The sequence below is a fragment of the Flavobacterium sp. GW823-FHT04A11 genome, from assembly GCF_058796535.1.
The window spans coordinates 225,808-250,780 of sequence record NZ_CM179503.1 but is presented as its reverse complement, the minus strand read 5'-3'; the positions used below and the strand labels follow the sequence as shown (position 1 = coordinate 250,780).

Sequence of the window (24,973 nt, the reverse complement as noted above, 5' to 3'; positions counted from 1 at the left end):
ATTTTAATTTTGAATTGAAATCCAGATACTTTTGGGTAATCTGGCATTGATTAAAGGTTCGTATTCAATGATGTTTTCCAATAAAGTAATCCCTTTGTATTCATTTACTAAATAATACAAAGCTTCTGTTGCTAAATTAATAGCGAAATATTTTGCCAGACACATATGGCCGCCAATTCCAAAAGTCAGGTTTTCGTTATTATTGATTCTTTCCATATCAAAATCCATTGCATTTTCAAATTTATCAGAATCACGATTTGCCGAAGCCAGAACAAGTAATATCGAATCGCCTTTTTTAATTTGGCTTTCGCCGATGTGAAAATCTGCTGCCGCAACCCGTCGTGTATTATGAATTGGAGGATCAAAGCGCAATGTTTCTACAACCAATTTTTCAATCTGAATTTTTTCGGAAAGACTTTTATGCCGAATAAGCTGCAATAACGAATTACTCAAAATTCCGCGGCCGGCATCAAAACTCTGAATTAATAAACCAATAAAATTGCTTACAATTATTGAAATTATTTTTTCTGTTGAAAGATTGTATTGATCTGATATTTTGATTAATAAAGGTTTATAAAATGGTAGAGAAGAAAGATGTTTTTCTACGATTGAAAATATTTTTCCTGCATTTTTATTGATTAATTGTACTTGTTCTTCCGTTTTTTTTGGAAGCATTATTTTATTGAAAGATTCTATTTTGTCTGTAATAAAATTTGAATCATTTTCGCCAAAACCCAAACTTTCTAAAAGACTAAGAACGGGTAGTTTTTTGCAAACCAAATTTACCCAATCCATTTTATTTCCATTTAAATCATTTTGAATTAATTGAGAAACAAGTTGATTTATAGCAATAGATTTCAGGTTAGAAAACAATGAAGTCGCGACTTCACGAGTAATTTCATGCTGAATTCCATTTGATAGACGAGTTAAATGAGTCAGGATTTTTAAAGCATCTTCATTCAGGTTTTGTTCGTTATTGGGATTTATAATCGGAATCTCAGCTAAAGGATTTTTTAAAATTTCAACACAAAATTTATAAGAATAAATAGCCCAGATTTGATTGATTTCATCCCAATAAACCGGATTTTTATCCAAAGCCAATTTATAAACTGAATAAGGATCTGGAATATCAGATTGAAGGAATAAAGTTGACGACATAAATTATTTTTTATCAAAGTTATTTAACTTTACAAAGGAATACTTCATTCTGTATTGAACTATGGAAAATCAATTTATAAAAACAGCAGCATTAATAGGAGATGCAACGCGCGCGGCAATCATGTGGACATTGCTTGACGGAAGAGCTTTTACCGCAACAGAACTGGCTATTATTGCCAATACATCTCCGCAAAATATAAGTATGCACCTTACTAAACTTCTCGAAGGAAATTTACTTTCTGTAGAAAAACAAGGACGTCACAAATATTACCGGTTTTCAAGTAAAGAAGTTGCCTACGCCGTTGAAGCAATGGCAAACCTGATTCCGAAGCCCGAAATGGCATCCAAAAAAGAAACTGAAAATTATCCTCCAATAAAATACTGCCGAACTTGCTACGATCATTTAGCCGGAAAAATTGGCGTCGCTTTAACGGATAGTTTATTAGAGCAAAAAATAATTGTAAATAAAAATGATGCTTTTGAAATTAGTTCCGAAGGCAAAAAATGGTTTACTGATTTCGGAATTAATTTAGAAGAAGCCCAAAAACAAAAACGAATATTCTTAAAACCCTGTCTCGATTGGAGCGAAAGAAGGAACCATCTCGCAGGTTCAGTCGGAGCTCTGCTTTTAAATAAAATGATAACCGAAGACTGGATCAGAAAAACAAAAGATTCCAGAGCTATAATTGTTACCGGAAAAGGAGAGAAGGAATTCTTGAGGCATTTTAGCATTATTGTGTAGACAATGTTTTGCCATCCTGAGCGTAGTCGAGGAAAAACTAGAAACTCCGCGAAGAAATGTCAATCTTTGTCGTGCTCCTCGCGTTCCTTCGACTACGCTCAGGATGACAAGAAAATAAACAAACCTTAGTATATTAACGACTTACTGGCTCAGAAACTTCAGCAAATAAAAAGGCCATTACTTTTGCATACAATTCATCATCATGCATTCCGTGGCCTAAACCTTTCGTTTCAATAAACTGACTGTTTTTCCAGTTACTGGCGATTTTTTTGCCTTCTGCAAATGCAACAACATTATCTGAAGTATCATGCGCAATAAATCCAGACACATTAAATTGAGAAGCGAATTTTTGTGCTGAGAAATCTTCAATTTTAAAATTGAAATGGGTTAAAAACCGACTTTCTAAAAGCGAAAACATTTTAGTATTTAAACTCAACATCGAAATATAATTGTCAATCAAAGTTTTCAAATCCGAAGGCGCACCAAGAATCACCATTTTATTAATACTCGTATTGGGAAACAAATATTGATGATAAACGCAGGCCGCTCCGCCAATTGAGTGTCCAATAATTATAGTTGGCTGGTATTTTTCTACGGCTTTATTAATGAATTCGGCGTAAAGCGGAATATTAAATTCCTTTCCACTGCTTTGTCCGTGTGCCGGAGCATCGATAGCAATAATCGTACTTCCTGATTTTTGAAGATGCGGTAAAGTTTTTTTCCAGCGCGAAGCATTACTTTCCCAACCGTGAACTAAAAGAATTTTGGTTTCATTTCCTTTCCAGATATACGTCTGAAAATGATGATCGTTATGATGAAACGTTTCTGTTTCGGTATTTCTTAAAACTTTGGGTAAAGTATCTTTTTGCAATCTTCCAATTCTGGGCTGACTAAAAAGAGCGTAAGAAAGTGCAACAGCTTTTTGCGGGCGAACGTAACTCAGGAAGTTAATATATTGTCCGACTGATTTTAATGTAATAAAACGAATTCCTTTTTTAATTCCCAAAACAAATGGTTTAATTAATAATATAATTATTCGAACGGGATCTAAAAAGTATCGCCACGAATTTCACAAATTTAGCACGAATTTTTATTCTTAGTATTTAAAAATTAGTGAAATTATTGGTGGAAAATTTTAAGCAAAAAAAATCCCGATTAAATCGGGATTTTATATTTAGAATTTAGAGAACAATTGTTCCATTTTTTCTTTTTCTTCTTCAGCTAATGCGCTGTCAACTAAAATTCTTCCAGAGTGCTCATCAGTAATGATTTTCTTTCTTGAAGCAATCTCAACCTGAGTTTGTGGCGGAATAGTGAAGAATGATCCTGCAGAAGCTCCTCTTTCGATAGATACAACAGCTAAACCATTACGAACACTGCTTCTGATTCTGTTGTAAGCAGCCAATAATCTTTCTTCAATCTGACCTGAAAACTCAGCTGATTTCTCAGATAAGAAGATTTCTTCTTTTTGAGTTTCAGCCATAATAGCATCCAATTCAGATTTTTTATGTTTTAAATGTGAACTTTTTGCGTCAAGTTTTTCTTTTAAGTTAGAAATAACTTCTTTTTTATGTTCGATAGAAGCTTTCATTTCTTTGATTTGCTTTTCAGCCAATTGAATTTCTAATTCCTGAAATTCAACCTCTTTAGTCAAAGAATTAAATTCTCTGTTATTACGAACTGATTCTTGTTGTTTTGTGTATTTTTTGATAACCTCTTTGTGCTCATCAATAGCATTTTTCTTTGCTTTGATAAGATCTTCAATCACTTCAAGTTCACCTTTCAGTTTCTCTGAACGAGTGCTCAAACCTGCAACTTCATCTTCTAAATCATCCACTTCTAAAGGAAGTTCTCCTCTTACGTTTCTGATCTCGTCAATTCTAGAGTCAATAAGCTGTAAATCGTATATTGCTCTTAACTTGTCCTCAACACTTAATTCTTTCGTATTCGCCATATTCTATAAGTACTTAACTGGATTTGTATTTTCTTCTGATAAAATGATGGCAAAATTAAGGATTTTTTTTCGAAGATAATCAACAATATAGTTTTTTGTATAGCGTTCGCTCTCAAAATGACCAATATCTGCCAAAAGTAACTTGTTTTCGGCTTCATAAAACTGATGGTATTTTAAATCAGCGGTCAAAAAAGCATCAGCTCCGGCCATAATTGCATTTTTAATCGCAAAACTCCCAGAGCCACCCAAAACAGCAACTTTCTTTATTTTTTTTCCTGTAAAGTCAGAATGTCGAATTCCGTCAGCAATCATTTTATCTTTTACAAATAATAAAAACTCTTTTTCATCCATTTCAGTTTCGAATTCACCACTCATTCCCAAGCCGATATTTTGATGCGAGTTTTGTAAATCATAGATTTCATAAGCCACTTCTTCATAAATATGATTCGCAAAAAGTGCTTTTAAAATTCTGGATTGCAAATGTTTTTCAAAAGTAACTTCGATTTTTATTTCTTCAGTTTCTGTTAATTCGTGGCGTTCTCCAATAACCGGATTGCTTTCAGAATTTCCTTTGTAAGTTCCGGTTCCTTTAGAATTAAAGCTACAATTATCATAATTTCCAATTGTTCCCGCGCCTGCATCAAACAATGCCTCACGTACTTTTTGTGCATTATCAGGAACAGTATAAGTCACTAATTTTTGAATGAAATTCTGTTTCGGAATCAAAACTTTAGTATTTATTAAACCCAAAGCATTACAGAAAATTTTATTTACTCCTGCCGAATGATTATCCAAAGCAGTGTGAACGGCATAAATCGCAATGTCATTTTTTATGGCTTTTAAAATGGCGCGTTCCACATAATTTTTGCCGGTTATTTTTTTAATTCCGGAGAATAAAATCGGATGAAAACAAACAACTAAATTGCAGTTTTTAGCAATAGCTTCCTCAATTACGGTCTCTAAAGCATCATGACAAACTAAAACGCCCGTACTTTCAGTTTCAGAATTTCCCACTAAAAGTCCAACATTGTCAAAATCCTCGGCGTAAGCCAAAGGTGCCATTTCTTCGAGAACTGCTAATATATCTTTGATTTTCATTTTTAAAATTTTGTTTCAGGTTTCAAGTTTCAGGTTTACATTATAAACTGAAACTTTAAGTTGAAACAAATTAACGAAAAAAATTATACTTTCGCGAAACGAATACACTTCGTAAGCTTTTTCTTGTTTTTCCATGAAGAAGTGGCAAGTGTTATTATATAAAAATAAGGTATGGCAAAATTGAATAAAATGGAGGTGAATGGTAATTCAATTTCATTGCTCTCGAACTTGGAACAAGATTATATTTGTATAACTGATATTGCACGCTACAAAGATCCCGATCATATTGATGATATTATCAAAAATTGGTTGCGAAACAGAAATACGATTGAACTTTTAGGCTTTTGGGAAGTTTTAAATAATCCTGATTTTAACCCCGTCGAATTCGACGGGTTTAAAAAGCAGGCTGGGTTAAATAGTTTTACAATGACTGCTAAAAAATGGATCGAAGCAACAAATGCCATAGGGATAATATCAAAAGCAGGAAGATATGGAGGAACTTATGCGCATAAAGACATTGCATTCGAATTCGCTTCCTGGATTTCTATTGAGTTTAAGCTTTATATTATTAAAGAGTTTCAGCGTTTAAAAGAAGATGAGAATAAAACCAAAAAATTAGATTGGAATTTGCAAAGGACCATTTCTAAAATTAATTACAAAATACATACTGATGCAATTAAGGAAAATTTAATTCCGATAATTTTATCAGGAAATCAAAAGAATTTTGTTTATGCCGATGAAGCTGATACGTTAAATCTTGCGCTATTTGGAAGAACTGCAAAACAATGGCGCATTGAAAATCCGGATCAAAAAGGTAATATCAGAGATATCGCTTCAATAGAGCAATTAGTTGTATTATCAAATCTTGAGAGTATTAATGCAGTACTAATACAACAAGAAATAGACCAAGCAGATAGATTGTTGAAATTGAATGAAATTGCTATTATTCAGATGAAATCGCTTATTAATACTAAGGCATTTGAAAAATTGAAGTAACTAATAATTTTGTGATAAAAATTTAAATATCATACTTTCGTAAAATGAACATACTTCGAAAATTATTATTCCCATTCGCGATATTATACGGATTCATTACTTCAGTCCGGAATTTTCTTTTTGATAAAGGAGTTCTAAAGTCAACTTCATTTGATATTCCGGTTATTGCGGTTGGAAATTTAAGTGTTGGCGGAACCGGAAAAACACCTCAAATCGAATATTTAATTCGATTATTATATGATAAATATAAAGTTGCTACTTTAAGTCGTGGTTACAAGCGAAAATCTGAAGGTTTTGTTTTGGCTGATGCAACTTCAAATGCTGAAATTCTGGGTGATGAACCTTTTCAGTTTTACCAAAAATTCCCAAATATTCAGGTTGCAGTTGATGCCAACCGAACAAACGGAATTACGCAATTACTTTCTCAAAAAGAAAAACCGCAGATAATTTTACTGGACGACGCTTATCAACACCGAAAAGTAAAAGCCGGGTTTTATATTTTGCTGACATCTTATGATGATTTGTATGCCGATGATTTTATGCTGCCAACCGGAAATTTGCGTGAAAGCAGAAGTGGAGCCAATCGTGCCAAAATTGTAATTGTCACAAAATGCCCGAAAAATTTATCTGATGAAAATCAAAGTGAAATCTGGAAGAAATTAAAGCTAAGTGATTCGCAACAATTGTATTTTACCTTTATCGATTATGATGACGCGATTTATGGAAAAGAAGGTGAAATTGCCGTAAGCGAAATTAAATTAGAATCGAAATTACTTCTGGCCGGAATTGCAAAACCAACACCTTTTTTTGATTATCTAAAAAATGAAAATGACGAATGCCTGACTTTTCCTGATCATCATCATTTTACGGAAACAGATTTAGATATGATTCAAAATAAAGCACAAAACAGAAAAATCGTTACCACAGAAAAAGATTATGTTCGCTTAAAAGATTCAAAACTGATTTCTCAATTGTATTATCTTCCTATCAAAAGTACTTTTATCAATAATCAGCAAAATTTTGACACAACGATTCTTGAGTACATAAAAAATAACTAATCTAAGAATTTAGCAATTGTATAATAAAGTTCGTCTGGTACAAAAGGTTTTGTAATGACATCGTTCATCCCAAACGCTAAAAGCATATCTCTGTTTTCGTCAAGCGAAATAGCTGTTAGCGCAATAATGGGAGTGGTTTTATCAAATTCTCTGATTTGTTTTGTAGCAGTAGTTCCGTTGATGCCCGGTAAATGAACATCCATCAAGATCATATCAAAATGTTTTACTTTTAAAAGTTCAACGGCTTCTTCGCCATTATCAATTATTTCGCAGGAAATCGCTTTGTTTTCCAGCATTTTTCTGGTAATCATCTGGTTGATTTTATTGTCTTCAATCAGCAAAATCGATTTGTGTTTGAGTTGTGCGTCACTGTATGATTTTGCGTCTTCAAGATTTTCCATCGGTTCATTATTGATGCTGAAATCCAATTTAAAAGTAAAAGCAGAGCCTTTCCCAACTTCACTTTTTACTTTGATTTCTCCACCTAAAAGTTCAATTAGTTTTTTTACAATTGTCAATCCTAAACCTGTTCCGCCATATTTTCTGTTCACTTCGATAGAACCTTGTGAAAAACTTTCAAAAACACTTTGCAATTTATCTTCAGGAATACCAATTCCGGTATCGATAATTTCAAAATAAACGGTTGCATTTTCGTCGGTTTTAGAAAATAATTTTGCAATTACATTTACATGTCCGTTTTGCGTGAATTTTAAAGCATTGTTGATTAAATTCATGACAATTTGAGATACTTTGGTAGGATCGCCAATTAAATTATCAGGAATTTCTTTGTCTATGTGAAGGTTGAAATAGTTTTTATTTGCCGTCGCCAATTCTTTTAAAGAGCCCTGAATATTATAAAGTAATTCTTTTAAGTTGAAGTTAATTTTTCCAATTTCGACTTTTGCAGAATCTATTTTGTTGATTTCAAGAATCTCATTAATAAAAGTAGTCAGATAATTTCCGGAGAATTTTAGAGATTCCAGATATTTCAATTGATTTTTTTTGGGATTATCTTCGAGTAATAAATGTGTGATTCCGTTAATGGCATTTAGCGGAGTCCGAAGTTCGTGACTTACAGTTGATAAAAATTCAGATCTGGCTTGTGATGCTTTTTCTGCCTTGTTTTTGGCAAGAATAAGTTCTTTGTTTTTTTCTCTTAAAAGTAAGTTATTCTGATTTCGGATAATATTATTTTTATATAAGGCCAAACTCAAAAGCGATAAAATGGAAATTAAGGCAATAGCCAAAATACTCACAAGTTTAGAATATCGATAGGTTTTTAATTGAATTTTTTCTTCACTTTCCTTTTTTAAAGTATTGTTTAAAGATTGATTTTTCTTGAATTTTTCGAATTCATTAAAATCAATTTTAGCATTTTTGAGCTTTAAAATATAATTCTCAATTTGATAATGTTCATTGAGATAAGAATAAGCGAGATCGAAATTTCTTTTTTCTTTATAATATTGACTTATTGCCAGAACAATTTTTGACTTTTGAACTAAATCAGTAGTTTTTGAATTGAGTTCGAGAGCTTTTTCAAAATAAATAATTGCCGAATCGTTTTGCCTGAGTTGAGATTCGATTAAACCAAGCTGATAATAGGAATCAATTTTAGTTTTTAAAAGAACGGGATTATCCTTTTTTTTAGTAATTACCTGAAAAGTTTTTTGTGCTGATTTTAAATCTTTGCTGCTTTTAAACGCAATACCTTTTTGATAATTTAAGACTTCGGCACTATCAACAATATTTAATTTTTTAAGTAAAGTCTGGGCTTTGCTATAATAAATTTCGGCTGTTTGATGATTGCCTTTTGCAGTGTTGGCAGCACCTATATAATGTAATGCCAAAACTTTGGTACAAGTAGGTTTTACATTTTTAAACAAAGAAACACTTTTGTGAAAGTTTTTTAAGGCTTCGTCGTATTTCTGTTGGTTATAATAAATTTTACCCAGCTTAAAAGTTTGATTTGCTAAGCCTTCAAATTCATGATTGGTGTTGCAAAAGTCTATTGATTTTTGTGTGAAAAAAATAGCCTGATCATACTTTTTTATTTCCAGATTGGTGTTAGCCAATTTGTTGTAATAGGAAATACTATCTATATTCTGTTTAGTTTGAGAATACAAAAATGAATTAAAAAAACTAATAAGAATTAAAAGGTGGTATTTCATGTATTGCAATGCTTTTACAATGAATTTATGTTTTTCTCATCAGTAAAATCAAATCTATTAATCGTGATGAATAGCCAATTTCGTTATCGTACCAGCCTACTACTTTTACCATTTTGTCGATAACAGATGTAAGTTGTGCGTCGAATAAACACGAATTTGTATTGCCAATGATATCTACCGAAACGATTGGATCTTCTGTGTAATCTAATATTCCTTTTAGACTTGTGGTTGAGGCTTTTTCGAATGCCTGGTTAATCTCTTCAATAGTTACGGCGCGTTTTACATTAAATGTAATATCAGTTAATGAACCGTCCGGAACTGGTACACGAATTCCGCAACCACCTATTTTTTCATGCAATTTAGGGAAAATTTTTGTTAATGCCTTAGCTGCACCTGTAGTTGTTGGAACAATCGACTGACTTGCGCCTCTTGCTCTGCGTAAATCCTTATGTGGCTGGTCATGAAGACTTTGGTCTGTGGTATAAGAATGTATCGTTGTAATGTATGCCTGCTCGATTCCGCATAATTCATCGATGATTTTGATCATCGGTGCAGCATTGTTTGTTGTACAGCTCGCATTGGAAACAATCGTTTCAGTCCCGTCTAAAATATGCTCATTTACGCCTAAAACAACCGTTTTTATCGTATCCACTTCTGATGGAGCCGAAAGAATTACCCTTTTTGCTCCTGAAATAATATGCGCATTTAATTCTTCGTGGGTTTTATATTTTCCGGTTGATTCAACTACGAAATCAATATTATGACTTTTCCAGTCTAAATTTGAAATGCTTTTTTCATGAAAAAATAAAAAATGTTTTCCATCAACAATAATGCTTTCTTTATCGTGGCTTACCTTAAAAGGCAAAACACCGTGAATACTGTCGTACTTAATTAGGTGCGACATGGTTATATTATCAGCAATGTCATTGATCGCAACAACTTCAATTTCAGGATGGTTTAAAAGAAGACGAAATAAATTTCTGCCAATTCTTCCAAAACCATTAATAGCAATTCTAGTTTTCAACTTTTGTTTATTTGTTTAATCGTAGATCCGTTTAATCGTTTATCGTCAATTACGACTAAACGATTAAACAATTAAACGGATAAACCTTTTTTATAAAATGTGTTTTTGTGCTTTGTATGAAGAACGAACTAACGGTCCGCTTTCTACGTGACGGAAACCTAATTCTAAACCAAATTTTTCGTATCTGGCAAATTGCTCCGGAGTAATAAATTCTTTTACAGGTAAGTGTTTTTTACTTGGCTGAAGGTATTGTCCAATTGTTACAACATCTACATTTGCATTGCGTAAATCAGTCATCGTCTGGAAAACTTCTTCTTCAGTTTCACCAAGACCCAGCATAATTCCGGATTTTGTTCTGTTGATTCCTTTTTCTTTCAGGTAACGCAAAACTTCAAGACTGCGATCGTATTTTGCCTGAATACGTACTTCGCGTGTTAAACGACGAACGGTTTCAACATTGTGTGAAACTACTTCGGGATTTGCTTCTACGATTCTGTCAAGATTTCTTTCGATTCCCTGAAAATCCGGAATAAGAGTTTCTAGCGTTGTATTCGGATTCATTCTGCGAATCGCTTTTACGGTTTCAATCCAGATAATAGAACCGCCATCTTTTAAATCATCTCTGTCAACACTTGTGATAACAGCATGTTTAATGTTCATGATTTTTATAGAACGCGCTACTTTTTCAGGTTCGTCCCAATCTACCGTTTCAGGTCTTCCGGTTTTTACACCGCAAAAACCACAAGAACGCGTACAAACGTTTCCTAAAATCATAAAAGTTGCAGTTCCTTCGCCCCAGCATTCTCCCATATTTGGGCAGCTTCCGGAGGTACAAATTGTATTTAGGCTGTATTTATCAACTAAGCCGCGTAGTTCAGTATATTTTTGTCCAATTGGAAGTTTTACCTTCAACCATTTCGGTTTTGCAGTTGGTATATTCTCAATGACTGTTTCCATATATCAAAATTCAAAGTACAAAGATAAGCAATGTAGTTTATTTGGAGATTCGTTTATAATTTAATTTAAAACCAGATTCGTGAAGATTTGTTTTAATAATTGTTTGAATAAGATGTTAAAATCTTATATTTAAAAAGAGTAGAATCTTCTAAAGTGTTCTTTTTTAATTCTTTTATTCTGAAATAATCAATAATTGTGATATCGTATTCATCTATACTCATTTAAAATTTATACCTTTATTTGTTAAAAAATAACTCTTCGGGAGATAAAATGATATTTTCTTAATAGTACATTTGTTGTTAAATTGTAATTATAAAAAACATGAAAAAGAATTTAATTGTAATAGGCGTTTTATTTGCTGCTTTAGGAGTTACTAAAATAAATGCGCAAATTAATTTTGGAGAAAAAGCAATTGGTGCCGTTCAAAAAGGAGTTACAGGTTTTACTTTCAGTAATGCCGATGCCGCTGCTTTGTCTAAAGCTGCAGTGGATAAAATGGATACTGAAAATGAAGTAGCTGCCGCAACAGATGGTTACGCAATAAGATTAAACAGAGTTTTTGGAAAACATACAACGGGCGAAGGCTATACGTTAAACTATAAAGTTTACAAATTAAAAGAAGTGAATGCTTTTGCTACTGCAGATGGAAGCGTACGTGTATATTCAGGATTAATGGATATTATGGATGACAATGAATTGCTGGCTGTAATTGGTCACGAAATCGGTCACGTTGCCAATAATGATTCAAGAGATGCGATTAAGGCAGCTTATAAAAAAGAAGCGTTAATGGATGCTGCAGCTTCTCAATCCACAACAATTGCAAGTGTTACAGACAGTCAGTTAGGAAAAATTGGAAGCGCTATTATCGATAGTAAATTTAGCCGCAAACAAGAAGCTGATGCAGATTTGTTTTCTTATAACTTCTTGAAAAAGAATGGCTATAACGTAAATGCAGAAGAATCGGCTTTTAGAATTCTGGCTAAAATGAGTGAAGGAAGCGAAGCCTCTTTTATTGATCAAATGATGAGTTCGCATCCTGATTCTAAACAAAGAGCTGAAGATGCTAAGAAAAGAGCAGAAAAAGATGGTGTTTATAAAGCTTATGTACAGCAAAAAATTGTAAATACGGCTCCAGTTGTAAAAACAACAACGAAAAAAACAACCACTGTTAAAAAAACGACAACAACAAAAAAGAAATAATAATTTCAAATTTGGTCAAAATAAAGCCCGACAATTTCCAGAAATTGCCGGGCTTTTTAATTTGTTCTGATTAACCTAAAACGTGGTGCGCCAATACTTTTTGCACTTCATACACATTTACTGATTTAGTAAATTGTTTTACGATGCTTGGCTGTAATTCACTCGAAACCCAAATTTTTAATTCGGCATCAAGATCAAAAGTTCCGGCAGTTTCGATGCTAAAACGAGTAATACTTTTGTAAGCAATTGATTTGTATTCTGTTTTACTGCCTGTGATTCCTTGAACATCAACCAGAATTAATCTTTTGTTAGTAAAGATAAAAGTGTCACGGATTAGTTTAAAACCCATTTCAACTTGTTCATTATCGGTTAAAAGCTGTCCGTATTTATTAATTAAATCTTCCTGACTAACCGCGCCTGCATTACCAAGAAGTGCTGAAAATATTCCCATTTTATTGATTTTTAGTTTTAATGAATTTCTTTTTCTGTATTATAAAAGTAATTGATTTTGTTGGTTTTTACCAGTAGCTTTTATATTTAAAAAAAATGGAGTTATAATTAGTGATATTATTATTGCTGAAAGGAATGAAACTATAATATGTCCGTATTGCTTATGATTAAGGCCTGATATGAATCGAATTGCCATTATTATTAGAATAAAAACGATTATCGTAATCCAATAATTTTTATTTATTGGACTTTCTAAAGTATCATTTGTTGGTAATTTTAATATTGTAAACAAAATAATTATCGCTCCAATTAAACTGCTTAGATGTTGTGCCATTTTTAAAATAGGGATTTCTTTACCAAATAAAAAAACAGAATTTTTAAGTTCAGAAATATTATTTACAAAATAGCCGTGATCGTGAGTGAAACTGTCCCAGAAAATATGTGATGCCGTTCCTATTATAATTGAAAATATTACCACGATCCAATTTGTTTTGAAATAGTTGTTCCAATTAAATTGAGAAAAATCATAAATTCTTGATTTAAGTATTCGAGGTGAATTAATAAATAAATCGTTTCTAATTATATTATGAAAGATAAAAGCAAGTAAGATTGCTAAGGGTAAGTCAAACCAAAATATTCCATAAAGAGTATGACTGTAATAACTTTTAACTTTCATTCGAATAAAATATTCAAAATCAGGAACTAAACTGCCAATTATAAGTCCGGTTAATGAAAACCAATTCTTAGGCAAATATTTTAAAGGCAAAATTATTGCGGGATGAGAAAAAGTAAAAGGCATTAATTTAAATTAATTGAGTTGTTGAGGTTAAAATTAAGATTAATAGATGAAGCAAAAAACTTAATCTTTCTTAATCTCTTAATGGTTTAAATAAATCGTTCAATAAAAATTAAACCCCATAAAAAAAGCAGAACCGAGATTCTGCTTTTTATTATTTATTCCATTTCTGTTTTTATTGTTATTGGGAGATTGTAAGCAGTTCTGACTGCTTTTCCGTTTAAGATTCCCGGACTCCATTTTGTTTTTAATGATTTTAGAACTCGAATAGCTTCTTTGCCAACACCATAACCCGGATCATTTTTAACCATGATGTCAGTTATAGAGCCATCTTTTTCGATTACAAACGAAACATACACTTTTAAAGTTCTTTCAGCATCTAATTCTGGTCTTGTAAAATTGTTTCCAACATAGGTGTAAAACTTCGCCATTCCTCCCGGGAATTCAGGCATTTTGTCTAAAACAGCTGTGTTTACAATTGAATTTCCTGTGTCTGCAGGTTCAACTGCATCTCCGCCCACATTACCGGTTGATGGTAATGCATTAGTTGTATTTCCTGTTCCTATCGAGGCATTGTCTACAACAGGATGATTGTCTGTTGCAGCTGCAATAGTCGACGTTGTTGCCTGATCTGTAGGGACTACAACCGGATTTACTAATTGTACTTCAGTTGATGCCGGAGCACTTTCCTGTACAGGTGGCGCTACTGCTTCTTCGATTTTTGGCTGTACAATAGTTGGGTCCATTGATACAGGAATTATTGGTTCATCGATAATCGTGGGTCCATCTATAATTACAGGGGGACTAAGTTTACTAATCAGCATCGATATACTTCCTAAGGTTGCAATTAATAGCAACGCTACAAATAGTGCTGTAACAGTTGTTTTGGAATTCTCCTGGCGTAATTGATACGCTCCGTACTCTTTGTTTTTGTTTTCGAAAACAAGATTGGTCCACTTGGATTCGTAGATACTAGAATTAGACATAGTTAATTGGGTTTTAAGGTTAAGTAAAAATCAAATCATAAGCCAAATGGATTAGTGTGTAACTAAGGACGGAAAATTAAGAACTGGTTTGTTAAATTAATACTATTTTAAGAATAAACAAGAAGATTGTTTATCCTTTATCTAAAGATAATAAATTATCTATTACGTTCGATGATTTCTGCTAATAATTTTTTAGCTCGAAGTAATTTTACTTTTACATTGCTTAGAGGCTCATCAATTTTGAGCGCAATTTCCTGATACGTCATTTCCTGAAAGTAACGCAGTTGAATCACTTCCTGATAATGAGGTTTCAGTTCTTTAATACATTGTAGTAAACGCGATAGATTTTGCTCTTTAATCAGAGCATCTTCTGCCGATGGAGTAGTATCGGCAATGTTGTAGGCTTGTTGGTCTTCGGCATCTGTAATTTCGACAAACAGACTGGTTTTTTTCTTTCGCAATAAATCAATATAAACATTTTTTGCAATAGCAATTAACCAGGTATTGAATTGAAATTCAGAGTTGTAAGATCCAATTTTATCGAAAGCTTTTGAGAAAGTTTCGATCGTAATATCTTCTGCTGTAGTTTCGTTTTCGGTACGTTTTAGCATGAAACTGTACACTTCATTCCAATAAAAATCTAATAAAAAAGTAAAGGCAATCTGGTCGCCTTTTTTTGCTTTTTCTATTTTAGAATTTATTTCCAATGTACAGGTTTTGAAAAGATATTAGTTATAAAGATATTAATTTGTGTGAATATAAGCATGATTTCAACCACAGGAAACCAAATTTTAAGATCTTTTTCTTTAAATTTTCCGGCAGAAAACCCCATTACAATCCACGCTATGGTATAACGGGTTGCCAATAATGCCAATACAGCAATCCATTGAAACTGGAAAGACAATAATAATATAACTAATAAAAAGAAAAATAATTGTGAACTATAAAAAAGGCCCAATTGCATTTTATCAAAAAACTTGTAATGGTTTGCCGTAGAAACATGTCTTCTTTTCTGAATAAACCAGGCTTTGTATGATTCTTTTGGTTTAGAATAAGTGAAACCAACAGGATTATATGCAATAGCTGTATTGTCTTTGGTTGCAGCCTGATTGATAAACAAATCATCATCGCCGGAACGAACCTGAATATGGTCGATAAAACCGTTTACATTAAAAAACTCTTCTTTTTTATACGCTAAATTTCTACCCACTCCCATATACGGCAATCCGGATTTTGCCCATGAAAAATACTGAACAGCAGTAAGAATAGTTTCAAATCGGATCACTTTGTTTAATAAAGAATTTTCCTTTTTTTCGTAACCGCCATATCCTAAAACAATCGTTTTTTCAGTTGTAAATTGCGAAGTCATTGCCGTAATCCAGTTTTTTGAAGTTGGATAACAATCAGCGTCAGTAAAAAGTAAATATTCTTTTTTGGATGCTTTTATTCCTAATGTCAGAGCATATTTTTTATTACCCCAAAAAGCTTCATTGTTTTGTACTTTAACCAAACGGATGTTTGAATATTTTTTTTCATATTCTTCAAAAACTTCCAGCGTTTCGTCACTTGAAGCATCGTCAATTAAAACAATTTCAAAATCAGGATAGTCTTGTTCTGCTAATAGCGGAATATAATTTTTAACATTATTTTCTTCGTTTTTAGCACATACAATTACAGAAACCGGAACATTTTTCGGTGTAATAGTTTGTGGTTTGGCAAAAGCAAATTTGCCAAAAATTCCAAGATAATAAAAAAGTTGCACAACAACGATAGCAATAAAAAAGTAAAATATATATATAAGCATCTGATTTTAATGTCGGTTAATTTCTGACTCTTGCGAGTGCAAATGTACTTATGAATTCCTAATTTTCAATGGTTAAAACCAATTTACTTTCGGCATTTTGACATTTCTTTTGCAAGAGCTATAGATTGAGGGTTTTCGGTTTTTTCTAACTCCGAAATTATATTCTTATAATTATGATCGTCACGGTTTTGGGATAGTTTTTTAGTCGCCTGAATCTCGTCGATTTCAATTTCAAAAGCAAAAATTCCCCTCGCTTCGCGCATTGTCTTTGCTGATAAATCTTCAACTCTAACCGGATTCGCAGAATTTGCTTCGTATTTATCTACTAGTTTTTTGAGTTGTTCGACTCCTGTTTCGTAGTCAACAATTTTGATACGGCCGTAAACATGCACGGCTATATAATTCCAGGTTGGTACATTTTCGTGATCGTACCAAGAAGAAGAAATGTAACCGTGCGCACCCGTAAATACTGCCAAAACCTGATCGTTTTCTGCAAAACCTTCTGCTTGCGGATTCAGTTTTGAAATATGTCCCTGCAAAATTTCCTTTCCGTCAGCATTCAATTCAAGTTCAATCGGAATATGTGTTGCGCACAATTTCCCGTGAGTTTCATTGATCAAAATTCCAAAACTGTTTTCTTTCAAAAAAGTTCTGATCGATTCCGGATCTTCGTCTTTGTATATAGTAGGAGTATACATTTTTATGAATTTTATTTTAAAGATTTCCCAAAACAAATTGCCTCTGGTCGATCTGTATATTTTCCGTAATTCGGAATTACTTTATATCCTTGTTTTTCGTAAAACTTTGTTGCTTCTGTGTTTTTTATTCGTGTTTCCAGAATTAATTTCTGATAACCTCTTTTTAAAGCTATATCTTCTAAAAAAGCTAAAATGGTTTTTCCAATTTGCTTTCGCGGATATTTAGAATACATTCGTTTGACTTCACCAACAGTTTCAGAAATAGGCCTTATCGCTCCACAACCCACAATTTCATTTTCTATTTCAGCTATAACAAAAACATATTTCGAATCATTTACCTGCCAGTCTGTGAAAGAATTCTTTCCATCGCTTCCAAAACGAAGATAAAGATTTGCAGACAATTCCTCTATAATTGCTGCAACTTTTTCATCCGGATTTGTTATTATTATGGAAATGTTTTCTACTGTCATAAAAGAAAAATTTGACTGTGTTTTTTTTGCCACAACCCGAGCGATAGCGAACAGGCGAAGCAATTACACGAATTTTCACGAATTAATATTATTGTCAGACTGAGCGTAGTCGAAGTCCTTTACAACGCATAAGCATCTCGACTTTGCCGATGTGACACACGAACAATTAATCTATTTAATTAGTGAAAATTAGTGAAATTCGTGTTTTATATCACATTCACTTCCGCCTCAATATGAATTCCAAAAGTTTCAAAAACAGTTTTTTGAACGTCTCTTGAAACCGCTAAAATCTCCTGACCCGTTGCATTTCCGTAATTTACCAAAACCAAAGCCTGATTTTTATGTACTCCTGCATCGCCAAAACGTTTTCCCTTAAAACCAGCTTGTTCAATTAACCAGCCCGCCGGAACTTTTACCTCAGTTTCTGAAACTTCATAATATTTCATTTCAGGAAATTTTTGATGGATTTTTTCGAAATCAGATTTTAATAAAATCGGGTTTTTAAAGAAACTTCCGCTATTGCCCAATTCCTTCGGATCCGGTAATTTGCTTTGTCTGATGGCAATTACAGCATTACTCACATCTTTTAAAGTGGGAGTTGCAACGTTGTTTTTGGCTAGTTCAGCCGTAATATCTCCGTACGAAGTATTGATTTTATGATTGCGTTTCGTCAATTTATAAATTACAGATGTAATGATATATTGGTCTTTCACTTCATTTTTGAAAATGCTTTCTCGGTAGCCAAAATTACATTCCGTATTTGTGAAGGTTTTCATTTCCTGAGTTTCAATATTCATCGCTTCGCACGAAACAAAAGTATCTTTTATCTCTGTTCCGTAAGCGCCAATATTCTGAACCGGAGTTGTTCCTACATTCCCCGGAATCAGGGACATGTTTTCTAAACCGCCAAAATTATTTTCAATGGTATAAAGTACAAAATCATGCCATGTTTCGCCGGCCTGACTTTCGACCCAAACAAAATCATCATCTTCTTTAATGATTTTTTTGCCTTTTAAATCAATGTGAATCACCAAAGCATCAATATCTTGGGTTAAAAGCATGTTGCTTCCGCCGCCAAGAATGAATTTTTTTTCGTTTTTGTTTTCTTCTAAAATAGTTTTTAATTCAGCAACTGAATGTACGGCGACAAATTGTTTTGCTTTGGCCTCAATGCCAAAAGTATTGTAGTTTTTTAAAGAAAAATTGGATTGGATTTCCATAAATAAAAGGCTTTTTTTAGTCTCGAAACTTCGAAATAATTCTGAATTCAAAAGTAAGGATTAAAATTTATTTGCAGTTGGGTTTTGACGAAATATCAGATTTGTTTCAAAATCACGCCAGATTTTCAGAAAATAAAAAAGCCTTCAAATTTGAAGGCTTTATATTTAAAAATTCTATTAGTTTATTTTGTGGCTAATTTTTGAGAAAGAGAAACAGAATTGTTGCCAATTAACTTAGATGCTATTTCTATTTTCTGCTTTCCAAAAGTTTCATCGAAAGATGTTCTGCTTTCCTTGTCTTTATAGGATACAGTAGTCTTTTTTCCTGATTTTTCTAAAATATTTTTAATTGTATTTTTCATAACAATACATTTTAATAGTACAAAGGTAGCTAAATTATTTGAAATCAGCTTTAATTTCAAAAGTTATAAAATTATAGGATTTACTTTTTGCAGGGTTATAGGTCTGATAATCAATTTTATCAATATTAATAATCGAATCCGGAAGCTTTCCGTTTTCACTGTTTTCGGTAATTTTCAAATCATCAATAATGCCGCCTTTTATAATGAAACAACTTTCGATAGAAGCTAAATTATTATTTAAACCCATTTTATACATTCTGTGTTTTGCAGTGGTATTTCCGAAAATGGTTAAAATTGAATTTGGAGAATTTGATAAAAAATCTAAAGCGCAGGTAAAAACTGTTTTTAAGACTTTGTTTTTGTCATTTTTATTGTTTTCTCGGGACATGTCAGAAATGGATTCCAATCCATTTTCATCAATAAAAATATTGCCAAACCCTAAATTATAAAATCGTTCCAAACCAGGTTGCGGATATTTTATCATGGCGATCCTTTTGGGAATTTCTTTCTCGCCAATGCTCACAAAATCATATTTAGTATGCAATGGATTGCTGTCGACTTGCTCAAATTCGTAGGATTCATTTATTAAATCTTCCATTTCTAGTTTTTAGATGGTGGCAAATCTAAATAAACAATGTAATATCTTGTTAAAATAATTTATTTATTTTTAGTTGTCGAAAATAAGTTAATTCATGTTCAACAACTCATGATATTTATCTGCAATGATCTTCATATTAATGTTATAATTCGCATTTTCTTCCACAAATTTTCTGTTTTCTAAAATGGCATTATTTCGGGATTCAGCATTTTCAAAAGACCAAATTAATTCTTCTGCCAGCATTTCGATATTATCAATTTCGATTAATTGTCCGTTTTGGCGATGTTTGATCCAGCTTTGATTTCCTGCAATATCAGAAACAACAGGATAACAATTGCAGGCCATTGCTTCAAATAAAGAAGCTGAAACGCCTTCGGTAATGGGCATACTTATATATATGTTCGACTGCTGCAATAATTTAGGAAGTGCTGTATTCGGAATTCTTCCTGTAAAAATTACGTTATTTTCAATTTGTAAATCTTTGGCTAAATCTTTTAAAAATTGCAAGCGTGTTCCGTCGCCCACAATTGTTAACGAAAAATCGATTCCTTTTTGGTTTAAAATTGCAAAAGCTTTCAAAATAGAATCATGACGATATTCCGGTTGCAAGGAACGGGTAACAATAGCTTCAATTTTATTCGAATTATTGATTGAAGGAGAAAAAAGCGTCAAATCAATTCCTTTCGGGATAACCAGAACCTTATTCATCTCAACACCAATTTCTTTCATCGAAATAGTCATAACCGGACCCCATGCGTGAATTAAATGCGCTTTTTTGAAGGCATATTTCTGAATGAATTTTTTAAAAGGCAGCAAAACAGAACCTTCCGGCCATAAATCAGTTCGGCCTTGTTGTGCAATGGCAATAGTTTTGGAACCAGACAATGCTGCAAGAAAACCATAACTTGTTGTTCTTTCTGCAATTACCATATCCGGTTTTTCTTGTCGAATGATTTTCCGAATCGAAATAGGAGAGAAGAAATATTCTGCAATACGTTTAAAACGGTTCAGTTTTGAATTGTTTGGTGTTTGAAGTTCCCAGGTAATAATTTCAAAATCGCCAAATTCCTTTAAACCTTTCATCCAGGTTATAGCATCGGCACGATAAGATTCTCCCAGAAAAAGTATTTTTCTTTTCATTGAATTGGTTTTTTGCCGCGAATTTCAAAAATTAGCCCAAATTTTTTCTGTTCAGCATTGACAAAGTTTTAAATTTTGTCAAAGTTTAATTAGTGCAAATTTGTGAAATTCGTGGCAACTTTTTATAGTTTCTAAAATTCATCCGTTTCTAAAGCGCGATTGATAAAATCGATCAAAGGTTTTAAAGCGATTAGTTTTTGACTCATTTTAGAAACGAAATCTTTTTTGGTCACTTCGCTAAAATCATATTTTTGAGTTGCCGTAAAGCTTTTTAATTTTAAAAACTCCATTGCAGGATGGTCTTTTTCATAACCACGCGGCATGCTTTTAAGAGAATTGTTTTCGTTTATATCTAAATTTCCAAATTCCTTTTTGAAGTTTTTATCTGCTAAAATAGCTTCCAGATCTTCATGAAAAAAAGCAATTTCTTTACGCACTTTTTTCAAATCTTCTGCTTCCGGTGAATAGAATCCACCCGCAATAAAACTCGCTCCTTTTTCGATATGAACATAATATCCCGCGCGGTTAGCACCTTTTACGCCAGGCGACATCCAGACTCCTAAATGTGCTTTATAAGGTGATTTGTCTTTAGAAAATCGAATATCACGATTAATTCTAAAAGTGCAATTTTTTATTTCCAGTAATTCTAACGAAGGATCAAGCGGTTTCATAACATCCAGAAAATCGCTCACCAATTGATGATAATCTTTTTTGAAAACCTCGTATCGTTTTTTATTATCCTGAAACCAATCTCTATTGTTGTTTTTCTTTAAATCGTCTAAAAATTGCAATGATTCTTTCGTTAACATATTCGGTATTTATTGCAGTTAATTTTTAAGTAATATCCTGGCTAAATTAATATTTTTTTTCGCCACCAATTTCACGAATTTACGCTAATTTTTAAATCCTTGTCGTTAAGCTTTGACAAAGTTTTAAACTTTGTCAAAGCTTTAATTAGTGCTAATTAGTGAAATTCGTGGCAAACAAAAATCTATAAATTAAATATTTTATAACTCTGATGTGTTGATTTTACAATCGCTTCGGTGCGTTCCGGATGCGTGTCAGAAATAAAAAGCTGTCCGAAAGTTTCACTATTCACCATTTCGATAATTTTGGAAACGCGCGTTTCATCGAGTTTATCAAAAATATCATCAAAAAGTAATAATGGTTTTACGCCGCTTTGTTTTTTCAGGAATTCAAACTGAGCCAGTTTCAAAGCAATCAAAAAAGATTTTTGCTGACCTTGCGATCCAAATTTCTTTATCGGGTGCGAATCAATTTCAAACGATAAATCGTCTTTATGAATTCCGGCACTTGTATATTGCAAAGCGCGGTCCTTATTAATATTTTCCCGCAAAATAGTCAGTAAATCTTTTTCGAATAAATGACTTTCATAAACCAATTGCACCGTTTCTTCAGATCCGGTTATGGCCTGATGATGTGTATTAAATATAGGTATAAATTGTTCGATGAACTCTTTTCTCTTTTCAAAAATAGATTTTCCAAAACCATCCAATTGCTCATTATATATAGATAAGGTATCATTGTCAAAAACATGATTAAGTGCAAAATACTTTAGCAAAGCATTTCGCTGCGCAATTATTTTTTGATATTGAATAAGCTGATGCAGGTAAGTTGAATCTAATTGCGAAATCACGCTGTCCATAAATTTACGGCGTGTTTCACTTCCTTCTACGATTAAATCACGATCAGCCGGAGAAATAATTACCAGGGGAATAAAACCAATATGATCAGAGAATTTATCGTAGGCTTTTCCGTTTCTTTTCAGGATTTTCTTTTGTCCCTTTTTTAAACTGCAGACAATTTGTTCTGTTCTGCCGTTTTTTTCTAATTCGGCATCAATAACAAAAAACTCTTCACCGTGTTTGATGTTTTGCACTGCCAGCGGATTAAAATAACTTTTTCCGTAGGCCAAATGATAAATAGCATCAAGCACGTTTGTTTTTCCGATTCCGTTTTTGCCAACAAAACAATTAATCTTGTTGTCGAACTCAAAACCGGCTTCGGAGAAATTTTTATAATTGAATAAAGAAATTTTGTTTAAATGCATTTTTGGAACTCTAAAAGATAAATTTGATGTTTTATGAATGATAATTTTTTGAAAAGATTAAGTTTTTATGTCACAGATTGTAAGATAAAAAAGATTCGTCTGGCAAATTTAATTCTTTAAACGCTTAATCTGTGATAATCTTAAAAATCTATCTGTAAATAATACTTTTGTACAGAAAAAGTATATTTTAAATAGTGAAAAAACGACCGTTCAAATTTTTTAATTATACTTTTAAATATCTCATTAAAAGCAAGTTAATATTTTTTATTTTCTTATTGATAAGAAAAAAATAGAGATTTTCGAAAATATTTAGTATTAAATAGATATAAAATTGATTTTTTTTACTTCAGTTTCAATAAAAATTTTATTTTTGCCGTTCACTAAATTAATTTTAAATGGCTACTTACAATAAAAGAGGATATAAAGCACCAAAAGAAAAGGAAGTTAAAGAAGTAAATGAAGAAACACAGGTAATCATTGACGAAAAAGACAGCACAACTGCTGGTGTTTTTTCAAAATTAGATGAAACTGCTTCAAGAACTGAGGATTGGGTTGCTAAAAATCAAAAAATCATTATTGGTTTAGTTGCTGGTATTGCAGTTGCTACTATTGGATATTTGGCTTACCAAAAATTTATCGAAGCTCCTAAACAAGACGAAGCTGCAAACGAAATGTTTGTTGCTCAACAAAACTTTCAAAAAGCAACTGACGGCGTAGCAAGCGATTCATTATACAAATTGGCTTTAAATGGTTCTGAAGGTAAATTCGGTTTCATTAAAATTGCTGACGAATATTCAGGAACAGATGCTGGTAACTTAGCAAACTATTATGCTGGTATGGCTTATTTAAATACTGGTAAATTTGACGAAGCAATTAAATATTTAGGTGAATTTAAATCTGAAGATTTGATTTTAAGTGCTTTGGCAAAAGGTGCAATTGGAGATGCTTATTCTCAAAAAAACCAACAAAAAGAAGCTCTTGACTATTATGTAAAAGCGGCAGAATCTAATAAGAATGATTTTACAACTCCTCGTTTCTTATTAAAAGCTGGAAAAACGGCTATTGCTTTAGGTCAAAAAGAAGACGCTTTAAAATATTTAACAGATATTAAAGAAAACTACGATTCAACTCCGGAAGCTGCTTCTGTTGATGTTTTGATTGGATTAGCACAATAAAAAATTATTGTAGAGTTAAGATTTTAGATTTTAGATTTGTATTTTTACAATCTGAAATTAAAATTCTAAAAGATACAAATGGCTACCGAAAATAAAAATTTATCAGAATACGATAAAAACACGATCCCAAATGCGAAAGACTTTCGATTTGGGATTGTTGTTTCTGAGTGGAATGAAACTATAACAGAAGGACTTTATAATGGCGCTTTTGATGCCTTAATTGATTGTGAAGTTCCTGCACAGCAAATTATTCGCTGGAATGTTCCGGGAAGTTTTGAACTGATTTACGGGGCAAAAAAAATGCTGCAGACACAAAATGTTGATGCAGTAATTGTTATTGGATGCGTAATTCAGGGACAAACAAAACATTTCGATTTTGTTTGCGAAGGTGTTACACAAGGAATAAAAGATTTGAATGTTCAGACTGATATTCCGGTTATTTTTTGTGTATTAACAGATAATAATATCCAGCAATCTATTGACAGAAGCGGAGGAATTCACGGAAATAAAGGAACCGAAGCGGCAATTGCAGCAATAAAAATGGCCTATATCCGTCAGCAAGCTTCAATGTCACATCCTTTTAATCAGCCTTTATTAACTTCTGGCGCGCTTCAAATAGAAGATACTCCAAGAAAAATAGAGAAAGAATAAAACACAATTGTTTTAAAAATATTAAAACCTGTACTGTGTAAAAATAGTATAGGTTTTTTGTTTTTTTTATGACTGATGAATTTCTAAAACCCAATAGAAATTCATTAAATTTGTAGACCTTGGATTTTAAAACCAGATCTAAATTAATAGTATCAATCTGAGATTTTTACAACACAACAAACTAAAATCAACGCATA

At 32.4% G+C, this 24,973-nt stretch carries 26 protein-coding genes; 6 read left to right on the top strand and 20 right to left on the bottom strand.

Annotation, left to right across the window (positions count from 1 at the left end; genetic code table 11):
• Positions 1 to 3: 3 nt before the first annotated feature.
• Entirely contained in the window at positions 4 to 1,158 is a 1,155-nt protein-coding gene (locus AC3QL1_RS01210) for a cytochrome P450 (RefSeq protein ID WP_492494438.1), read from the bottom strand.
• Between the two features lie 61 nt (positions 1,159 to 1,219).
• Here AC3QL1_RS01210 and AC3QL1_RS01205 point away from each other — a divergent pair, with 61 nt between their 5' ends.
• A complete protein-coding gene (locus tag AC3QL1_RS01205) occupies positions 1,220 to 1,900 on the top strand; it encodes an ArsR/SmtB family transcription factor (RefSeq protein ID WP_492494436.1) in 681 nt (226 codons plus the stop codon).
• 133 nt (positions 1,901 to 2,033) lie between these two features.
• Here AC3QL1_RS01205 and AC3QL1_RS01200 read toward each other — a convergent pair whose 3' ends face one another.
• The 3 genes from AC3QL1_RS01200 to AC3QL1_RS01190 all read right to left on the bottom strand — a co-directional run bounded on the left by AC3QL1_RS01200 (position 2,034) and on the right by AC3QL1_RS01190 (position 4,952).
• Positions 2,034 to 2,906, bottom strand: a complete 873-nt coding sequence (locus AC3QL1_RS01200; protein WP_492494435.1) for an alpha/beta fold hydrolase — start codon at positions 2,904 to 2,906, stop codon at positions 2,034 to 2,036.
• 168 nt (positions 2,907 to 3,074) lie between these two features.
• On the bottom strand, positions 3,075 to 3,854 hold the full coding sequence (locus tag AC3QL1_RS01195; protein WP_492494433.1) for a zinc ribbon domain-containing protein: 780 nt from the start codon (positions 3,852 to 3,854) through the stop codon (positions 3,075 to 3,077).
• A 3-nt stretch (positions 3,855 to 3,857) separates the two neighbouring features.
• Positions 3,858 to 4,952, bottom strand: a complete 1,095-nt coding sequence (locus AC3QL1_RS01190; RefSeq protein WP_492494431.1) for a Nif3-like dinuclear metal center hexameric protein — start codon at positions 4,950 to 4,952, stop codon at positions 3,858 to 3,860.
• A gap of 171 nt (positions 4,953 to 5,123) precedes the next feature.
• On the opposite strand from AC3QL1_RS01190, the gene AC3QL1_RS01185 reads away from it, so the two are divergent.
• Positions 5,124 to 5,948 (top strand): KilA-N domain-containing protein, encoded by an 825-nt coding sequence (locus tag AC3QL1_RS01185; RefSeq protein ID WP_492494429.1) that lies wholly within the window; start codon positions 5,124 to 5,126, stop codon positions 5,946 to 5,948.
• Positions 5,949 to 5,992: 44 nt separating this feature from the next.
• Positions 5,993 to 7,006: a tetraacyldisaccharide 4'-kinase gene (gene lpxK, locus AC3QL1_RS01180; protein ID WP_492494428.1), complete on the top strand. Its 1,014-nt coding sequence runs from the start codon at positions 5,993 to 5,995 to the stop codon at positions 7,004 to 7,006.
• Here the strand turns inward: lpxK and AC3QL1_RS01175 are convergent.
• The 3 genes from AC3QL1_RS01175 to lipA all read right to left on the bottom strand — a co-directional run bounded on the left by AC3QL1_RS01175 (position 7,003) and on the right by lipA (position 11,155).
• Positions 7,003 to 9,174, bottom strand: a complete 2,172-nt coding sequence (locus AC3QL1_RS01175; protein ID WP_492494426.1) for a tetratricopeptide repeat-containing hybrid sensor histidine kinase/response regulator — start codon at positions 9,172 to 9,174, stop codon at positions 7,003 to 7,005. The two genes, lpxK and AC3QL1_RS01175, sit on opposite strands and share 4 nt — an antisense overlap.
• 25 nt (positions 9,175 to 9,199) lie before the next feature.
• Entirely contained in the window at positions 9,200 to 10,198 is a 999-nt protein-coding gene (gene gap, locus AC3QL1_RS01170) for a type I glyceraldehyde-3-phosphate dehydrogenase (protein ID WP_492494425.1), read from the bottom strand.
• A gap of 90 nt (positions 10,199 to 10,288) precedes the next feature.
• On the bottom strand, positions 10,289 to 11,155 hold the full coding sequence (gene lipA / locus AC3QL1_RS01165) for a lipoyl synthase (protein ID WP_492494424.1): 867 nt from the start codon (positions 11,153 to 11,155) through the stop codon (positions 10,289 to 10,291).
• A gap of 321 nt (positions 11,156 to 11,476) precedes the next feature.
• Between lipA and AC3QL1_RS01160 the strand changes: the two genes are divergently transcribed.
• Complete coding sequence (locus AC3QL1_RS01160) at positions 11,477 to 12,355, top strand: M48 family metalloprotease (RefSeq protein WP_492494422.1); 879 nt, start codon at positions 11,477 to 11,479, stop codon at positions 12,353 to 12,355.
• 70 nt (positions 12,356 to 12,425) lie between these two features.
• Here AC3QL1_RS01160 and AC3QL1_RS01155 read toward each other — a convergent pair whose 3' ends face one another.
• The 13 genes from AC3QL1_RS01155 to recF all read right to left on the bottom strand — a co-directional run bounded on the left by AC3QL1_RS01155 (position 12,426) and on the right by recF (position 22,950).
• On the bottom strand, positions 12,426 to 12,806 hold the full coding sequence (locus AC3QL1_RS01155) for a PH domain-containing protein (protein ID WP_491182266.1): 381 nt from the start codon (positions 12,804 to 12,806) through the stop codon (positions 12,426 to 12,428).
• A 39-nt stretch (positions 12,807 to 12,845) separates the two neighbouring features.
• Positions 12,846 to 13,604 carry a DUF4184 family protein gene (locus AC3QL1_RS01150; RefSeq protein ID WP_492494421.1) on the bottom strand — a complete coding sequence of 253 codons (759 nt, stop codon included), beginning with the start codon at positions 13,602 to 13,604 and terminating at the stop codon, positions 12,846 to 12,848.
• Positions 13,605 to 13,759: 155 nt separating this feature from the next.
• Positions 13,760 to 14,587 (bottom strand): energy transducer TonB, encoded by an 828-nt coding sequence (locus AC3QL1_RS01145; protein WP_492494419.1) that lies wholly within the window; start codon positions 14,585 to 14,587, stop codon positions 13,760 to 13,762.
• 155 nt (positions 14,588 to 14,742) lie between these two features.
• Positions 14,743 to 15,294, bottom strand: a complete 552-nt coding sequence (locus AC3QL1_RS01140; RefSeq protein ID WP_115847251.1) for a sigma-70 family RNA polymerase sigma factor — start codon at positions 15,292 to 15,294, stop codon at positions 14,743 to 14,745.
• Positions 15,285 to 16,391 carry a glycosyltransferase gene (locus tag AC3QL1_RS01135; RefSeq protein ID WP_492494417.1) on the bottom strand — a complete coding sequence of 369 codons (1,107 nt, stop codon included), beginning with the start codon at positions 16,389 to 16,391 and terminating at the stop codon, positions 15,285 to 15,287. Before AC3QL1_RS01135 ends, AC3QL1_RS01140 begins: the two co-directional genes overlap by 10 nt.
• A gap of 83 nt (positions 16,392 to 16,474) precedes the next feature.
• On the bottom strand, positions 16,475 to 17,089 hold the full coding sequence (locus tag AC3QL1_RS01130) for an FMN-binding negative transcriptional regulator (protein WP_492494416.1): 615 nt from the start codon (positions 17,087 to 17,089) through the stop codon (positions 16,475 to 16,477).
• Between the two features lie 11 nt (positions 17,090 to 17,100).
• Positions 17,101 to 17,559: a GNAT family N-acetyltransferase gene (locus tag AC3QL1_RS01125; protein ID WP_492494415.1), complete on the bottom strand. Its 459-nt coding sequence runs from the start codon at positions 17,557 to 17,559 to the stop codon at positions 17,101 to 17,103.
• Positions 17,560 to 17,765: 206 nt separating this feature from the next.
• Entirely contained in the window at positions 17,766 to 18,830 is a 1,065-nt protein-coding gene (murB, locus tag AC3QL1_RS01120; RefSeq protein ID WP_492494414.1) for a UDP-N-acetylmuramate dehydrogenase, read from the bottom strand.
• Positions 18,831 to 18,961: 131 nt separating this feature from the next.
• The gene (locus tag AC3QL1_RS01115; RefSeq protein WP_492494413.1) at positions 18,962 to 19,141 is read right to left on the bottom strand and encodes a hypothetical protein; all 180 of its coding nucleotides are present in this window, start codon (positions 19,139 to 19,141) and stop codon (positions 18,962 to 18,964) included.
• Positions 19,142 to 19,175: 34 nt separating this feature from the next.
• Positions 19,176 to 19,739: a DUF6934 family protein gene (locus AC3QL1_RS01110; protein WP_492494411.1), complete on the bottom strand. Its 564-nt coding sequence runs from the start codon at positions 19,737 to 19,739 to the stop codon at positions 19,176 to 19,178.
• A gap of 87 nt (positions 19,740 to 19,826) precedes the next feature.
• Entirely contained in the window at positions 19,827 to 20,879 is a 1,053-nt protein-coding gene (locus AC3QL1_RS01105; protein ID WP_492494410.1) for a glycosyltransferase, read from the bottom strand.
• A 131-nt stretch (positions 20,880 to 21,010) separates the two neighbouring features.
• Complete coding sequence (locus tag AC3QL1_RS01100) at positions 21,011 to 21,688, bottom strand: DUF2461 domain-containing protein (protein ID WP_492494408.1); 678 nt, start codon at positions 21,686 to 21,688, stop codon at positions 21,011 to 21,013.
• Between the two features lie 182 nt (positions 21,689 to 21,870).
• On the bottom strand, positions 21,871 to 22,950 hold the full coding sequence (recF, locus tag AC3QL1_RS01095; RefSeq protein ID WP_492494407.1) for a DNA replication/repair protein RecF: 1,080 nt from the start codon (positions 22,948 to 22,950) through the stop codon (positions 21,871 to 21,873).
• A gap of 395 nt (positions 22,951 to 23,345) precedes the next feature.
• Between recF and AC3QL1_RS01090 the strand changes: the two genes are divergently transcribed.
• The gene (locus AC3QL1_RS01090) at positions 23,346 to 24,125 is read left to right on the top strand and encodes a tetratricopeptide repeat protein (protein WP_492494406.1); all 780 of its coding nucleotides are present in this window, start codon (positions 23,346 to 23,348) and stop codon (positions 24,123 to 24,125) included.
• Between the two features lie 78 nt (positions 24,126 to 24,203).
• Entirely contained in the window at positions 24,204 to 24,776 is a 573-nt protein-coding gene (gene ribH / locus AC3QL1_RS01085; RefSeq protein ID WP_492494405.1) for a 6,7-dimethyl-8-ribityllumazine synthase, read from the top strand.
• Positions 24,777 to 24,973 lie beyond the last annotated feature (197 nt).